Source organism: Herminiimonas sp. (genome assembly GCF_030655415.1).
Map to the genome: position 1 here is coordinate 50,590 of NZ_JAURVN010000015.1, position 16,155 is coordinate 66,744.

The following is a 16,155-nucleotide window of genomic DNA, read 5'->3' on the forward strand; positions in this document are numbered from 1 at the left end:
TGATCATCCCGTAATCAAGTCTGTCGTTACTTAGATGATCGCTGTATAAAAGTCTTTTGCAAAATCGTTCCTCTCGAATTTTCTGCTTGCTTATTTCCACTGCGGCGCATTTATGTATGGTTTTTGTGTTTGGCAGCGGACGTATTGATGTTGCTCATGCAAAGCATCAGCAAGGATCTGTATTGATAATTGCGGAGCTTGTTAAGCCGGTCGTTCCTGGTGCAGTTAACTCGTCCAAACTCAATGGCCACCACAAAGGAAAAGTAGAGGTAGTTGCAGATCATTTATCTCTATCGCAAACTAAATTCCTGACAGGCTCTAAAAAGCCAGAAAAAGATACTCTTGATCTAGAGACTCAAAGAATACACGCCCCCAAAGAAGAGGATATATTGTTTCCAATAGTGCGGGCTTTAGAGCCTTACTATTTTCCTGCGAATGAGTTAAGTGAGATGCCGCAAGTTAAGCTAGATCTTTCTCCTAGCTTGGCTTTTTCATTGCACAGTGCATCTGCGCAATTAGCTGTATTGAGGTTGTTGATAAATGAGGAGGGGCAGATTGATGAAATCTTCATTGATGATTCTCCGTTGTCGGAAAGCGATCAGCGATTGGTTATGGAAACGTTTTCAAAATCAAAATTTCAGCCAGGAAAAATTGATGGGATGCCTGTAAAGAGTCAACTGAAAATTGAGGTGAGATTAGATGATGGGTTTGACAACCAATAGTTGATGCGATTAGCCTCTTGAAAAGGTATCAACGCGATTATTTTTCTGAGTGAACAATAAAAAAGGGCGCAATTGCGCCCTTCATTTTTAACGACCGATTTCTCGATCAGGTTATTGCACCCTAAGGCGCGACAGCGTCCGATTCATCCGGTAATCGTTTGATTGCCTCATGTTGATGATCTTGCTGTTTGGTTTTGTATTTGATGACTTGTCGATCGAGTTTGTCGACCAAGGCGTCAATCGCCGCATACAAATTGTCGGCTATGCTTTCCGCATGCAGATCCTTGCCTCTCACGCGCAAGTTGATTTCTGCTTTCTGGCGTTTTTCTTTTTCGGGAAGATTGTCTACAGTCAGGATGACTGCAATATCGATAACGTGATCGAAATGTCGTTTGATACGCTCCAGTTTTCCTTGTACATATTCGCGGATTGCTGGGGTTAATTCGAGGTGATGTCCACTGATTGTGAGATTCATACAGTGCTCCTATGATAATTCACTGGAGGTTCATGCGCCTTGTTACCTGGCCACAAGAACACAGCAAGGTATAACAAAAACTACTAAGGACAGTTCTACAACGATTTACGCAAATTGACTGGTGGGATTTTCAAGGCTTCACGGTATTTTGCAACTGTGCGCCGCGCCACAACCATGCCTTGTTCCGCCAGCATTTCTGCGATTTTGCTATCAGAGAATGGGATCTTCGGGTTTTCAGCTCCTATCAGTTGTTTGATCAGCGCCCGTATCGCGGTGGAGGATGCTTCGCCACCTGTTTCCGTTGCGACATGGCTGCCGAAAAAATATTTCAATTCGAACATTCCATGCGGTGTGAGCATGTACTTTTGCGTTGTTACACGAGAAATAGTGCTCTCGTGTAGACCTAGTGTATCAGCTATTTCGCGCAACACAAGTGGGCGCATCGCGACAGCGCCATGCGAGAAAAAGTTTCGTTGCCGCTCTACAATCGCCTGCGATACACGCAGGATAGTATCGAAGCGTTGACGCATATTCTTGATCAACCATTTTGCTTCTTGCAGCTGCGAGCCGAGCGATCCGTCGCCTTTGCTTTGCTTCAAAATGTTCGCGTACATGCTGTTGACGCGCAGGCGCGGCATGACGTCATGATTAAGCATGACTTGCCAACCGCTGCGTGTACGTTTGACGATGACGTCTGGCACTACATAATCAGATGAGCCGCTGGCGAAGATCGCACCCGGATGCGGATTGCATTGCTTGATGATGACTTGTGCTTCGCGCAAATCTTCGTCATCGCAATCCAGCGCTTTACGTAATTTGTTGAAGTCGCGTTGCGCAAACAGCGTGAGATGATTTTCTACAATTGCGAGTGCCATGCGACGTGTGACCATGGCTACTTTTGGCATGCGCTTGATTTGCAGTGCCAAACACTCAGACGCGTTGCGTGCACCTACGCCAGGTGGATCAAAACTCTGCAGAAGGTTAAGTGCAATCTGCAATTCTTCTAACTCGATTTCCAACTCTTCTGGCAAGCGAGAATGAATTTCTTCTAGCTCTTCTTCCAGATAACCGTTGTCGTTTAATGCATCGATAATTAATTCGAGCAAAGCGCGATCGCGTCGCTCGCGAACGGTAACGCGCATCTGTTCCAGCAGATGTTCACGCAAGGTTGTTTCGTGCGCTTCGAGCTGCGGGCGCGCGTCGTCATCTTCGGGTGCTTTCGATGTGCGCGCTACGTCGTCGAAACTCCATTCGGCGTCGCCGTTGGATGACTCGGGTGCGTCGGATGGCGCATCAAAGCTGGTGTCGCTCTCAGGTACTTGCGCATTCGCTTCTACGCTCGCGCCTTCTGGAGTGGTGCCAGTGGAACCGATCGCGCCATCGGCTAATAAGCGTATCGCGTGATCGAGAGGATCGTCAGTGCGTTCCAGCAGCGGATTATCTGCCAGAATTTGTTCGAGTTCTTGGTGCAGTTCTAGCGTGGATAATTGCAGCAAGCGGATTGATTGCTGTAATTGTGGCGTGAGTGCCAGGTGTTGCGAAACGCGTAGCTGCAGGGATTGCTTCATAGAGTGTTATCTTCTTCCGCCGTTACATGCGGAAGTGTTCGCCGAGGTAAACCCGGCGGACTGATTCATTTGCAATGATTTCATCCGGGCTACCACTGGCCAAGACGGCGCCTTGATTGATGATGTAGGCGCGGTCGCAGATACCCAGAGTTTCGCGCACATTGTGATCGGTGATGAGTACGCCGATGCCGCGTTCTTTCAGGAAGCGCACGATGCGCTGAATTTCAATCACGGCGATTGGATCAACGCCAGCGAACGGTTCATCAAGCAAAACGAAACGTGGGTTGGTCGCGAGTGCGCGCGCAATCTCGACGCGTCTACGTTCGCCGCCTGATAAAGACAGCGCCTGATTTTCTCGCAGCTTTTCGATTTGCAAATCAGCCAGCAAAGTATCGAGACGCTGTTCGATTTGCGGTTTACTTAAAGACTTGCCATTGACGCGTTGTAGTTCAAGCACGGCACGGATATTGTCTTCGACACTTAGCTTGCGGAAGACGGACGCTTCTTGCGGCAGATACGACAAACCAAGTTGTGCGCGTGCGTGTATGGGCTGGCGCGAAATGTTGACGCCATCCAGTTCGATACTGCCGGCATCAGAAGGTACCAAGCCAACGATCATGTAAAACGAAGTGGTTTTTCCAGCCCCATTTGGGCCCAGCAATCCAATCACTTCGCCGCTTTCAACCTGCAGTGCGACGTCGCGCACAACCTGCCGCGCGCCATAGCTTTTCTGCAGACCACTGACGATTAACTTGCTCGACATTTTATGGCGCCTTTGGGGTAGTGGCGGCGCGCGGCTGAATCACTGCCTTGATGCGTCCCGCGCCTGGTTTGCTATCGCCGCCGGCGGTGTTGTGTACGGTGAAAAATTCAGCGCGCGTGTCATAGGAAATGAACTCGCCATTCACTTCATCCGTCGGCTTGCCATTTTCCAAACGGCGCATGCGTGCTTTGGAAAACAGTTTCATGATTTCATTTTTGTCGTCGTATTCGATGCGTTCGGCTTGACCATCTATCCATTGATCTGGACCGCCGTCACGTTTTTGACGGAAACTTGCGAGCGAGCCGGGCGCGGCATACATGACGACGAATTGATAGCCGGAAGGATCTTGCGTAACGACCATCTTGTTGGACTTCATCAAAATCGAACCGCGCGTCAGCACAACATTGCCGATGAAAGTGTTGATCTGCTTGACGTCGTCGTACTGCATTTGATCAGCTTCGACATTGGTCGGTTTGGTCGCATCGGCTTTCTCGGCGTGCGCGAAAGAAAGCGTACCTAAACCAGCGACAAGCAGCATTGCAGAAAGTAATCGTTTCATGACATTTTTCTAAAATAATCCATCGATTAAAAGCCGGATCACGAAATCAATTGGTGACGGCAGGCGCCTGATATTGGCCTTTTACATTGCTCGACAAACGGAACTCGCCAGTTGCATTGTTGGCGAACATGCCCGAGCCATTCAGTGTTGATTTTCCAAGATGCAGTTCAACCGGCTTCGGTGTTTTCATCACATCATCGTCCGGCAGCAGCAGCAAATACGAGGTCTTCAATTGAAAATGCTGTGACGTTGCCGATGCCGGTCTGTCTATATGCACGTTGTCGTACATGTGAACTTCGCTATTGTTATTGGTCACCGTAGCACGCAATGATCGACTCACCATCGGTGGGCGATCTGGGCTGTAACTATGCATGACCGGATTTTGTATTTGATACGAATCGTCTTGCGGGTAATGCTTCATCTCGGTGCCGGTCAGGTTGTAACGCGCCTCACCGCTTTTTGCCATGCGGACGAAATTGAATTTTTCCACATAAAAATCGGGCTCGGTACGCACGCGATCTGGCATCGAATCTTCAGTTTTTTTCTGCATCACTTCGACCAGCCAAAAGCTGCCCAGCGCGAGCGCTGCGCTCAATACGATCAGCACAATCAGGCGCACGCTGGTAGCAGGGCGTATCGCTTTCATGAAAGGTACGGCGCGATAGCCGTCTCGTAGTTGCCTTGCGCACGCAGGATGAAGTCGCACAACTCACGCGCCGCACCACGACCACCGCTGGCTTGCGTCACATAATGCACGCGCGAGCGGACTTCTTGGTGGCCGTTAGGTACGCTGGCAGCAAAGCCGACGCGCGACAAAATCGGCAAGTCGATGACATCGTCGCCGATGAAGCCGCATGCGTCTGCTGCAGTCTTCGTTTGCGCGAGCAATTGTTCGAATGCGCTGCGCTTGTCATGTATGCCTTGGAATACATGTTGAATCCCGAGATCGGTAGCACGACGCAGCACGATAGGCGATTGGCGTGCGCTGATGATTGCCGTCGCGACGCCGGATTGCTGCAGCAATTTAATGCCGTGGCCGTCGAGTACGTTAAAGGTTTTGATTACTTCGCCATCTGCGCCGAAGTGCAGACTGCCATCGGTCAAAATACCATCGACGTCAAAAATCATCAGGCGCACATTTGCTGCGCGCTCTGTCGCCACTGATAATGAAGAGCCTGCGGCGGAATCTGTAGATGAACTCATCAGATTACTTTCGCGCGAGTCAGATCATGAATATGCAACGCGCCAACCAGCTTGCCATCGGCATTGGTCACCAGCAGTTGATTGATACGGAATTCTTCCATCATGTCGACCGCATCCACCGCGAGTTGCTCCGGTTGCACGCTACGTGGATTTGCGTGCATCACATCGGCAATCGACAGCGTCGAAAAATCTTGTTTGTTTTCAATCAGCCTGCGCAAGTCGCCGTCGGTGAACACGCCTATGGCTTTGCCATCTGCGTCGATCACAGCGGTCATCGCCATGCCTTTTTTACTGATTTCCAGCAATGCAGCATAGAGAGTGGCATCTGCAGCAACAGCTGGGACTGCATCGCCGGTACGCATCACGTCGCGCACATGCGTCAGCAAGCGACGACCAAGTGCGCCACCTGGATGTGAGCGGGCGAAATCTTCTTCACCAAAACCGCGCGCATCCAGCAGTGCCATCGCAAGTGCATCGCCGAGCGCCAAGGTGGCGGTGGTGCTGGAGGTCGGTGCCAAATTTAATGGACAAGCTTCTTTGTCGACTTTGACGTTCAACTGCACATCAGCAAACTGCGCCAGACTTGATGCATCATTGCCGGTTATCGCAATCAGTGTCGCTCCCATGCGTTTGATGATCGGTACGATGGCCAGCAATTCGCCGGCTTCACCTGAGTATGAAATTGCGATCAGCGCATCGCTGGCGGTGATCATTCCCAGATCGCCATGCGATGCTTCAGCCGCGTGCACGAAAAATGCAGGCGTGCCGGTCGAGGCGAGGGTGGAGGCAATCTTGCGGGCGATATGACCAGACTTGCCGATACCGGAAACGACCACGCGGCCGTTGCAATTTAATAATAGGGAAACTGCTTTGACGAATTGCGCGCCGGTTTCTTCGCTGATTCGTTTCTTTAATGCAAGAATCGCATCGGCTTCGATTTGCAGGGTTGCGCTGGCAAATTGCAGCGCGCGCGTTGCGCTGTTCGCATCAAAAGTTGCGGGCACGGTTTTGGCATGGGGTACACTCATGCCGAAAGTATAAACGAATTCATCTGGCAAGAAGGGCTGACTAAGCAAAAAACCTGCCAGACGTACAAAAATATGTTTTGATGGTTCTGCACGTTTTTCCCGAATAACCCCAGCCGGCTTCACATTATGTTTTCCCCATTAGAACTCACGCTTCTGTTGCTTGCTGCTGCGGTATTGGGCGTGGTTGCCTTCCGCATGATGCATTTGCCGCCGATGCTGGGCTATCTAGTGGCCGGAATTCTGATCGGCCCGCACACCTTGGGTTGGGCGGAAGACAACGCAACCACGCATGCCTTGGGCGAATTCGGCGTGGTGTTCTTGATGTTCTCCATCGGCCTGGAATTCTCTCTCGCTAAATTATCATCGATGCGGCGCACCGTTTTTGGGCTTGGTATGGCGCAGGTATTGTTGACCATAGCTCTGACGATGATATTCGGCTGGCTGGTCGCGCATATCTCTACCCGCTTGAGTTCTATCAGCTGGCAAGCGGCGTTTGCAATTGGCGGCGCGCTGGCGATGTCGTCGACGGCGATTGTTTCCAAAGTGTTGACCGAACGGCTGGAACTGGAAAGCGAACACGGTCGTCGCATCATCGGCATTCTATTGTTTCAGGATTTGGCGCTAGTACCGCTGCTGATTTTGATCCCGGCACTTGCCAATCCCAAAGGCGATTTAGGTGCGACGCTTTTATGGGCGGCATTCAAAGCGGTCATCGTGTTGTTTCTGCTTTTTTTCGTCGGACATAAACTGATACGCAGCTGGTTCCGCGTCGTCGTCAAACGGCGTTCGCAAGAATTGTTCATGCTGAATCTGCTGTTGATCACCTTGGGCGCGGCCTGGATTACGGAAATGGCTGGCTTGTCGCTGGCGTTGGGCGCGTTCGTCGCCGGCATGCTGATTTCTGAAACTGAATACAAACATCAGGTGGAAGAAGACATCAAATCCTTCCGCGATGTGTTGCTGGGTTTGTTCTTCATCTCGATCGGCATGTTGCTGAATGTACGTCTGGTGATCGAGTACTGGTGGCTGATCCTGCTCTTGTTGGCTGGGCCAGTTTTGCTGAAATTCGGTCTGGTGACAATGTTGGCAAAAGGGTTTGGCGCACCAGTTGGCGTCGCCTTGCGTACAGGATTGGCACTGGCACAGGCCGGCGAGTTCGGCTTCGTGTTGTTACATCAGATCGGCAGCTTGAACTTGATCGAGCCATTGATTATTCAATTGATATTGGCGTCGATGGTGTTGTCTATGCTCGCCGCACCTGTGATTCTCGCCAAATCTGATGCCATCGTGATGAAGCTTTCATCGAACGAATGGATGATGCAATCGCTGGCTTTGACGCAGATCGCGACGCGCACGATGTCTGCGCAACAGCATGTGATTATTGCCGGCTTCGGTCGCACCGGTCAGAGTTTGGCGAAGCTGCTGGATGAAGAAGGCATTCCTTATCAAGCGCTGGATCTGGATCCTGATCGCGTGCGCGATGCGCAAGCGGCTGGCGTCAACGTCTCGTACGGCGATGCAGGTCGTCGCGAAAGTTTGGTCGCGGCCGGTGTCAATCGCGCCGCAGCTGTAGTGATTACTTTCGCCAGCACGCCGTCCGCTTTAAAAGTTTTGCATAACATGAAAGATTTGGCGCCTACGCTGCCGGTCATTGTGCGCAGCTACGACGATACGGATCTGGATAAGTTGCGTGCTGCCGGTGCGTCGGAAGTCGTGCCGGAAGCTATCGAAGGCAGCCTGATGCTGGCGTCACATGCCTTGTTGACGATGGGCGTGCCCTTGCGCCGCGTTGTCCATACGATTCAAATGGCGCGTGGTGAGCGTTACGAATCTTTGCGTGGTTTCTTCCATGGCGCGAGCGATGTGTCGGATACGGCAGAACATTTGCAAGTGCGTTTGCGCTCGGTGTTGTTGACCGACCGGGCGAACGCGCTTGGTAAAAAGCTGGGACAATTGAGCCTGGACGCGCTGGGGGCAGAAGTCACTGCATTGCGACGCAATGGTGTACGCATAGACTGGACGCCAGAAACAACGCTGCTGGCGGGCGATATTTTGGTCTTGCGCGGAGATGTCGAAGAGCTCGCGTTGGCAGAAGGCCGTTTGCTAAAAGCCTAAGTCGGCATTTGTGGTTGACGCTGGCTATGCGAAGACGGAAAATTGCCAACCTGTAATGCACTTGCAGCTATTGGTGTGCATTTATAGATACTTCGTTATGCGTGTCATTGATGAGCGCCTCTAATTATCAGCAGCGCTATTTGCAGTTCCCTGATTTTTCTCTTGTTCCCATGGTGGCGATTTGAGCGTTTCCCCCGACAGTCTTTCTCGGTCTTCATTTTCAACGCCCGATGCCGAGCGTGGAGAGGTGACGAGCGCGCCGGACTATGCTGCATTGCCACTGTATGTCGATCTAGATGGCACTCTCACCTATACCGATCTTTTGTTTGAATCGGTTTTGCTGTTGATCAAACGCAATCCTCTTTATCTTTTCCTTTGCTTCGTTTGGTTGCTGCGTGGACGTGGCAATCTCAAATTTCAAATCGCCAGGTGTGTTGAACTTGATGTGTCCTTGCTGCCATATAACGAAGCATTGCTGACTTACCTTAAGCAACAACGCGCAGCTGGTCGCCGATTGGTATTGGCAAGCGCATCCGATCGCGCGCTGGTGCAACGCGTTGCAGATCATCTCGGCATTTTCGATGCGGTATTCGGCAGCGATGAAAGCACCAATTTAAAATCCCGCGCGAAGTTGCAAGCGATCATTGCGGATTCTGGTGTCAACGGTTTTGCTTATGCCGGTAACGGTGCGGCCGATCTTCCCGTCTGGGAGAGCGCGACAGAAATTATCGTCGTCAATGCGCCGTCCGCTATCGTGGCACAAGCACAAAAAATCAAGACGCCAAGATTGATCATTCCACCGCGTCCGTTCAAGTTGCGTCTGGTGATCAAAGCCTTGCGTCTGCATCAGTGGGCAAAGAATGCTTTGCTGTTTGTGCCGCTGATGGCAGCACATGATTTGAGTATTGAGAGCTGGTTGATAACGCTGTTGGCATTCATCGCATTTGGACTGTGCGCATCGGCGACTTACGTCATCAATGATTTATTCGATCTGGCATCTGATCGCGCTCATCCGCGCAAGCAAGCTAGACCTTTTGCTGCGGCCACATTGACGATTCAATTCGGCGTCGCTCTTGTCTTGGTATTGCTGCCTTTGTCGCTGTTGCTGGCGGCGGCGATTTCATTACCGTTTTTTGGTTTGATGGTGGTGTATATCGCGGCGACATTGTTGTATTCGGCGCGTTTGAAACAGATTGCGATTGTTGATGTGCTGGTGCTTGCTTCTTTATATACGCATCGTATTCTTGCCGGCGGCTTGGTTAGCGCAGTGGTGATTTCGAATTGGCTGCTAGCCGTTTCCTTGTTCATGTTCCTGAGCCTGGCTTTGGTCAAACGTTGTGCTGAACTTGAATTCATGAGCGGCGATGGAAAAGTATCACTGGCCGGTCGCGGTTATCGCACCAGTGATTTGTCGTATTTGATTTCTATGGGCATTGCCAGTGGCTTTGTCGCGGTGATGCTGCTGGCGCTGTATGTAGATAGCCAAGTCGGTGGTGCTATGTATCCGCATGCAGAAATCCTGTGGCTGATTTTGCCGCTGATGTTGTTCTGGATCATGCGCTTGTGGCTGAAAATTTCACGCATGGAAATTCACGATGATCCGCTGCTGTTTGCGATCACCGATCGCGCCAGCTGGATCGTCGCTGCGCTGGTTGCTTGCGTTGCGTTGCTCGCATCAGTGGAGTGGATGTTATGAGTCAGATGGCAGCATTGGGATTGGCACTATTTTGCGTATGCCTGACCGCCGCGGCGCAAGTGCTGCTGAAGATGGGCATGTCGTCGCCTGCAATTCAGCATGCTATGTCGGGCGGCATACGCTCGGTTTATTGGCTGGCGTTGACCAGTCCGCTGATCTGGGGCGGCATGGTCTGTTTCGGCGCAAGCGCGGGATTATGGTTGCTGGTACTCGGCAAGCTCGACGTCAGTATGGCGTATCCATTGATTTCGCTGGGAGTCGTGCTGACGACGCTGGCGGGAATATTTATTTTGGGCGAATCGGTCAGCATTTATAAAGTGCTGGGCGTATCGCTGGTCATTGCAGGTGTGCTCGTCCTGTCGGTAAAGAATTAAGGAATTGGAATGAATTTGAATTCAACACGTTCACTGTACGCAGGTGCTGATCCGGTACGTGCGCGCCGGGTTTTCAAAGTGACGTTTGTGATCACGCTGATGGTCAAGATGTGGCTGGCAGCGTATTTTCCGATGACTGGCGATGAGGCGTTTTTCTATCAGTGGGGCGTGTTCCCGGCATGGGGTTATTCCGATCATCCGCCTATGGTGGGTTGGTTGTTGTTCGCATTGAATAGCGTTTCTGCGCATCCTTTGTCTTTACGCTTTTTCACGGTATTGATGTGGAGTTTGATTGCGCTGGGGCTGGTTGATTTGCTGCGCAGAATTTCACCGTATCAGGAAGGCGCTGCGTATCGTCTCGGCACCTTGTTCCTGCTGCTGCCGTTCACGCTGTTGTTGAATTTGGTGACGACTGATACGCCGCTGATTTTCTTTATCTTCTTGAGTGGCTACTGTTTTATTCGCAGCACGATGTCCGACAAGCTGGTTTGGGTTTTCGGCGCAGGTATCTTTCTTGGGTTTGCACTGTTGTCGAAGTACTTCGCCGGCTTGCTCGCAATTGCCTACTTCGTGTATCTGTGCCGTTCGCGTCGCGGCTGGCTCAAGCTGATCATCATTGCTGCTTGTTCTGCACCTTTGTTTGCGATCACCGTTGCCTTCAACGCGAATAATTGCTGGACCAATGTCATGTTCAACATGATCAATCGCAATGAGAACACGCAATTTTCGTTCTATACCATTGGCGAATATGTGTTGATGATGATTTACCTGATTACGCCATGGATATTCGTCAAATTGCTGCGTTCTGGCGGCATGATGATTCAGCGCGGCGCGATCGTGGTGTTGTTCGTGGTGCCGTTTGCACTGTTCCTGTTCTTGTCTATGGAAAAAACCATAGGCCTGCATTGGGTGCTGGGCTTCATGCCTTTCCTCTTTTTGTTTATCGGCACGACCACGAACGCAGACGATTTGCGCAAGTATGCAAAATGGACCGCATTGTTTTCAGTACCGCACTTCTTGTTCCTCGCAGCGATTATCTTGTTGCCGACCACGATGTGGAAGGATTACGCGTTGCACGATGACATCGTGTTTCATAAAGAAGCACAAACCATCGTCAATACATTACGTCGTGGTTTGCCAGCGGATGGCGCAATAATGGCGCGCGCTTACACACCTTCTGCTTTGTTGTCGTATCACGCGGGTGAATACTTGCCGACTTTCGGCACAGGAAAATTCCATGCGCGTCAGGATGATTTAAATGTTGATTTCAAAAAATACGCGGGCAAGACGATTCGTATTTTTGATAGACGCGCAATTGATGCAAACGAACTGACACCTTATTTTTCATCGGTGACTGTGCATACGATGCAAGCGGATGGCGTCACCTTCTGGTACGCCGATGGCAAGGATTTTAATTACGAGGTTTATCGCGAGCGCATTCTCAAAACGATTGCTGATCGCTATTACCGCATTCCATCTTTCTTGCCTGTGTACGGTTGCCAATTCCTGGAACGTTACGATATCAAGCGTCCGTAAAATAGGAGCGTCGATTCGAAAATTGCCGGTCCGCTGTAAGCCACGCATAAGCTTGTTATAGTAAGGTGATCAGAGTTAGCTATGCCGAATGGGAGCACTCCTGTTCGGCATTTTTCATTGCGGTCAACATGGTTGGATAAATGGAAATATTTGAACGCATACTCGGCATTATTCTGCCGGTTTTTATCATCATCGCGCTGGGATACGGCTACGCCCGCCTGCGCGGCGATGCTGTGCGCTCGGATATGACGGCAGTCAATCGCGTCAGCATGGATGTGTTGTGTCCCTTGCTGGTATTCACAGCGTTGGGGGCCAAGGATTTTGATCTGGCACACAACGGTATGTTGATTCTTGCCGGAGCAATAATCTCGCTAGGTTCGGGTTTGCTGGCGTGGCCGATCGCGCGCTGGTTGGGCTACGACGTACGCAGTTTTGTACCGCCCATGATGTACAACAATTGCGGCAATATGGGTTTGCCGCTGGCGATACTCGCGTTCGGAACATCCAGCCTGGGTTCTGCAGTGGCTTTGTTCATGGCTTGCAATCTGGTTTATTTTTCGGTGGGTATCAAAATCATCGAGAGCGGCCGAGATAAAAACGGCGTACGCACATCGCCATGGAAATTTCTCGCCAATCCAATGATGATCGCAATGATCGTCGGCATGGCATTCGCGATCGTCCACGTGCCTTTGCCGATGCCTTTGTTTATCGCGATGAAAATGTTGGGCGATGCCTGCATACCATTGATGTTGTTTGCACTCGGCGTACGCATGCTGGATGTGAGTTTGAAAAGCTGGAATATCGGTTTGATGGGAGCCATCGTTTGTCCTATCGCCGGTCTGGCAGTTGCGTTGTTGCTGGATCAATTCATTAGTTTGACGGCCGAGCAACGTGGACAAATGTTCTTGTTCGCATCGTTACCACCTGCCGTGTTTTGCTTCATGGTGGCCGAACAATACAAACAGGAACCGGACAAAGTCGCATCGATCGTTTTGCTGGGTAATCTGGCTGCGCTGTTATTTGTACCTGTTGGTTTGTGGATGGGACTTCCGAAATAAATTTGCAAAGATAAATAAAAAATGGCGACCCGAGGGTCGCCATTTTTGTTTTTAGCAGATACGAATTTTAAGCAGCCGATTTCTTTTGCTTAAGCAGCGGTGCCAGATACTTGCCGGTAAAGCTAGCCGGATTCTTCGCCAGATCTTCTGGCGTGCCGGCACCAATCACTTGACCGCCACCCGCGCCACCTTCCGGCCCCATATCGACTAACCAGTCAGCCGTTTTAATGACGTCCAGATTGTGTTCGATGATGACGACTGTGTTGCCTTGGTCGCGTAAGCGATGGATCACTTTCAGCAGCAAATCGATATCGTGAAAATGCAAACCGGTGGTCGGTTCATCCAGGATATACAGCGTACGGCCGGTATCGCGTTTTGATAATTCCAGCGACAGTTTGACGCGTTGTGCTTCGCCGCCCGATAGCGTTGTTGCACTTTGGCCGAGGCGGATATAGCCGAGACCGACATCCAGCAGTGTTTGCAATTTGCGCGCAATCAGTGGCACTGGTTTGAAGAAGACATGCGCTTCTTCCACCGTCATGCCGAGCACTTCGGTGATGTTCTTGCCCTTGTATTGAATCTCCAGCGTTTCGCGGTTGTAGCGATTGCCGTGGCAGACATCACACGGCACATATACGTCGGGCAAAAAGTGCATTTCGACCTTGATGACGCCATCGCCCTGGCATGCTTCGCAACGACCGCCTTTGACGTTGAATGAAAAACGTCCAGCCGAGTAGCCGCGTTCTTTCGAGGTCGGCACTGTTGCAAACAAATCGCGTATCGGTGTGAACAAGCCCGTGTAGGTTGCGGGATTCGAACGTGGTGTACGACCGATAGGCGCTTGATCGACAGAGATTACTTTGTCGAAATGTTCAAAGCCGCTGATCGATTCATGCGCTGCGGGTTCTGCTTGCGAGCCGTACAGATGACGCGACGCTGCGTGGTACAGCGTGTCGTTGACCAATGTCGATTTGCCCGAGCCCGACACACCGGTAACGCAGGTCAGCAAGCCGACTGGCAATTCCAGTGTGACGTTCTTCAGGTTGTTGCCCGTAGCTCCAGTAATCACAAATTGTTTCTTTGGATTGACTGGTGTGCGCTTCTTAGGCACGGCAATACCGAGTGTGCCGTTCAGATATTGTGCGGTCAGCGAAGTTTTGCTTTTCAGGATGTCCTTCAGCGTACCTTCGGCAATCACTTCCCCGCCATGTACGCCTGCGCCTATGCCCATGTCGACGACATAATCGGCGCAGCGAATCGCGTCTTCATCATGTTCAACGACCAGAACGCTATTGCCGATATCGCGCAAATGCTTGAGCGTTTCGATCAATCGATCGTTGTCGCGTTGATGCAAACCGATCGATGGTTCATCCAGCACATACATGACGCCGGTCAGGCCGGAACCGATTTGCGATGCAAGGCGAATGCGTTGCGCTTCGCCACCCGACAAGGTGTCGGCGCTGCGATCAAGTGATAAATAATCGAGTCCAACGTTGTTCAAAAACTTTAGGCGCGAGACGATTTCCTTGACGATGCGATCGGCGATTTCTTTCTTGGCACCGACTAGAGTCAGTGTTTCAAAAAACTCCAGCGTTTGACGTAAAGGTGTTGCCGCAACTTCGTAGATGGCGCGTTTTTGTACGCCATTACCAACCAGCACATTGCGTGCTTCAACACGCAGACGTGCGCCGTGGCAGCTTGGACATTCTTTTTCGTTGATGAATTTGGCGAGTTCTTCTTTGACTGCCATCGAATCGGTTTCGCGATAGCGGCGTTGCAGATTATTGACGACGCCTTCGAACTCATGTTCACGAATAACGGTGCGGCCTTTTTCATTCACATAACTGAACGGAATTTTTTGTTTGCCTGAGCCGAACAACACAGCTTGCTGCGCGGCTTCCGGCAGTTTTTCAAATGGCAGATCGAGATCAAAACCGTAGAATTCGGCGAGGTTCGACAGCATCTGGAAGTAAAACTGATTACGTCTGTCCCAGCCTTTGACTGCACCGCTCGCGAGAGACAAATTAGGGAAGGCGACGATGCGTTTTGGATCGAAGAATTCGATATGGCCGAGACCATCGCACTCCGGGCACGCGCCCATAGGATTGTTGAACGAGAACAAACGCGGTTCGAGTTCTTGCAGCGAGTAGCCGCAGACCGGGCAGGCGAATTTGTTGGAATACACATGTTCGACGACGCTATCCATTTCCAAAACCAATGCGCGACCTTCGGCCAGACGCAATGCGGTCTCGAAACTTTCTGCCAGACGTTGCTTGATATCGGCCTTGACCTTGACACGATCGATGACAACCGCGATCGTGTGCTTCTCTGCTTTTTTCAGTTTCGGCAGATCATCGACGTCATAAATCTTTGCGTCGCCAGTACCGCTTTGCACGCGGAAGCGTACAAAACCTTGCGCCTGCATTTGCTCGAACAGATCGACATGTTCGCCTTTGCGATTCGCGACGACTGGCGCCATGATCATCAGCTTGGTGTCTTCCGGCATGGCGAGAACGGCGTCGACCATTTGCGAAACCGATTGCGCGGCCAGCGGATTTTCCGGATGGTCGGGACAATACGGCGTGCCGACGCGTGCGTATAACAAACGCAGATAATCGTGAATCTCGGTGACTGTGCCGACCGTCGAACGCGGATTATGCGAGGTGGCTTTTTGCTCGATGGAGATCGCTGGCGACAAGCCTTCGATCAAATCGACATCGGGCTTTTCCATCAATTGCAAAAACTGGCGCGCATATGAAGACAGCGACTCGACGTAGCGGCGCTGACCTTCTGCATATAGCGTATCGAAGGCGAGCGAGGATTTGCCAGAGCCGGACAAACCGGTAATCACGATCAGTTTATTGCGTGGCAAATCCAGATTGATGTTTTTGAGGTTGTGCGTGCGCGCACCTCGGATACGAATTTCGTCCATTCACTCTTTCAGCTAGGCTTTTCCGGTGCCCCAGGCCTTTTTTGAAGGTTTGGAGCGGGTTAAAACGGGTCAACCTGCTACTATAACGGGTTTTAAAGCTGGTCGTAAAACCGCTTTACTCTATTT

The 16,155-nt window shown here is 51.1% G+C and carries 14 protein-coding genes; 6 read left to right on the forward strand and 8 right to left on the reverse strand.

The window, feature by feature from the left end; all coding sequences use genetic code 11:
• Positions 1-56: 56 nt before the first annotated feature.
• Positions 57-722 carry an energy transducer TonB gene (locus Q7T66_RS15165; protein ID WP_304933820.1) on the forward strand — a complete coding sequence of 222 codons (666 nt, stop codon included), beginning with the start codon at positions 57-59 and terminating at the stop codon, positions 720-722.
• Between the two features lie 121 nt (positions 723-843).
• Here the strand turns inward: Q7T66_RS15165 and hpf are convergent, their stop codons facing one another.
• The 7 genes from hpf to Q7T66_RS15130 all read right to left on the reverse strand — a co-directional run bounded on the left by hpf (position 844) and on the right by Q7T66_RS15130 (position 6,318).
• Complete coding sequence (gene hpf / locus Q7T66_RS15160; protein WP_304933821.1) at positions 844-1,197, reverse strand: ribosome hibernation-promoting factor, HPF/YfiA family; 354 nt, start codon at positions 1,195-1,197, stop codon at positions 844-846.
• Positions 1,198-1,292: 95 nt separating this feature from the next.
• A complete protein-coding gene (locus Q7T66_RS15155; protein WP_304933822.1) occupies positions 1,293-2,765 on the reverse strand; it encodes an RNA polymerase factor sigma-54 in 1,473 nt (490 codons plus the stop codon).
• A 22-nt stretch (positions 2,766-2,787) separates the two neighbouring features.
• Positions 2,788-3,528 carry an LPS export ABC transporter ATP-binding protein gene (gene lptB, locus Q7T66_RS15150; protein WP_304933823.1) on the reverse strand — a complete coding sequence of 247 codons (741 nt, stop codon included), beginning with the start codon at positions 3,526-3,528 and terminating at the stop codon, positions 2,788-2,790.
• A 1-nt stretch (position 3,529) separates the two neighbouring features.
• Positions 3,530-4,087: a lipopolysaccharide transport periplasmic protein LptA gene (lptA, locus tag Q7T66_RS15145; RefSeq protein WP_304933824.1), complete on the reverse strand. Its 558-nt coding sequence runs from the start codon at positions 4,085-4,087 to the stop codon at positions 3,530-3,532.
• A gap of 46 nt (positions 4,088-4,133) precedes the next feature.
• Positions 4,134-4,733 (reverse strand): LPS export ABC transporter periplasmic protein LptC, encoded by a 600-nt coding sequence (lptC, locus tag Q7T66_RS15140; RefSeq protein ID WP_304933825.1) that lies wholly within the window; start codon positions 4,731-4,733, stop codon positions 4,134-4,136.
• Positions 4,730-5,290 (reverse strand): HAD family hydrolase, encoded by a 561-nt coding sequence (locus Q7T66_RS15135; protein ID WP_304933826.1) that lies wholly within the window; start codon positions 5,288-5,290, stop codon positions 4,730-4,732. The genes lptC and Q7T66_RS15135 overlap by 4 nt, the downstream gene beginning before the upstream one ends.
• The gene (locus Q7T66_RS15130; protein ID WP_304933827.1) at positions 5,290-6,318 is read right to left on the reverse strand and encodes an SIS domain-containing protein; all 1,029 of its coding nucleotides are present in this window, start codon (positions 6,316-6,318) and stop codon (positions 5,290-5,292) included. The genes Q7T66_RS15135 and Q7T66_RS15130 overlap by 1 nt, the downstream gene beginning before the upstream one ends.
• Positions 6,319-6,444: 126 nt before the next feature.
• On the opposite strand from Q7T66_RS15130, the gene Q7T66_RS15125 reads away from it, so the two are divergent.
• The 5 genes from Q7T66_RS15125 to Q7T66_RS15105 all read left to right on the forward strand — a co-directional run bounded on the left by Q7T66_RS15125 (position 6,445) and on the right by Q7T66_RS15105 (position 13,097).
• The gene (locus Q7T66_RS15125; protein WP_304933828.1) at positions 6,445-8,433 is read left to right on the forward strand and encodes a monovalent cation:proton antiporter family protein; all 1,989 of its coding nucleotides are present in this window, start codon (positions 6,445-6,447) and stop codon (positions 8,431-8,433) included.
• A gap of 181 nt (positions 8,434-8,614) precedes the next feature.
• Complete coding sequence (locus Q7T66_RS15120) at positions 8,615-10,129, forward strand: UbiA family prenyltransferase (RefSeq protein ID WP_304933829.1); 1,515 nt, start codon at positions 8,615-8,617, stop codon at positions 10,127-10,129.
• Positions 10,126-10,503 carry an EamA family transporter gene (locus tag Q7T66_RS15115; protein ID WP_304933830.1) on the forward strand — a complete coding sequence of 126 codons (378 nt, stop codon included), beginning with the start codon at positions 10,126-10,128 and terminating at the stop codon, positions 10,501-10,503. Before Q7T66_RS15120 ends, Q7T66_RS15115 begins: the two co-directional genes overlap by 4 nt.
• A gap of 9 nt (positions 10,504-10,512) precedes the next feature.
• A complete protein-coding gene (locus tag Q7T66_RS15110) occupies positions 10,513-12,039 on the forward strand; it encodes a glycosyltransferase family 39 protein (protein ID WP_304933831.1) in 1,527 nt (508 codons plus the stop codon).
• A gap of 140 nt (positions 12,040-12,179) precedes the next feature.
• Complete coding sequence (locus tag Q7T66_RS15105; protein WP_304933832.1) at positions 12,180-13,097, forward strand: AEC family transporter; 918 nt, start codon at positions 12,180-12,182, stop codon at positions 13,095-13,097.
• Positions 13,098-13,164: 67 nt separating this feature from the next.
• On the opposite strand, the gene uvrA is transcribed toward Q7T66_RS15105, so the two are convergent.
• Positions 13,165-16,029, reverse strand: a complete 2,865-nt coding sequence (gene uvrA, locus Q7T66_RS15100; RefSeq protein ID WP_304933833.1) for an excinuclease ABC subunit UvrA — start codon at positions 16,027-16,029, stop codon at positions 13,165-13,167.
• Between the last annotated feature and the right edge of the window lie 126 nt (positions 16,030-16,155).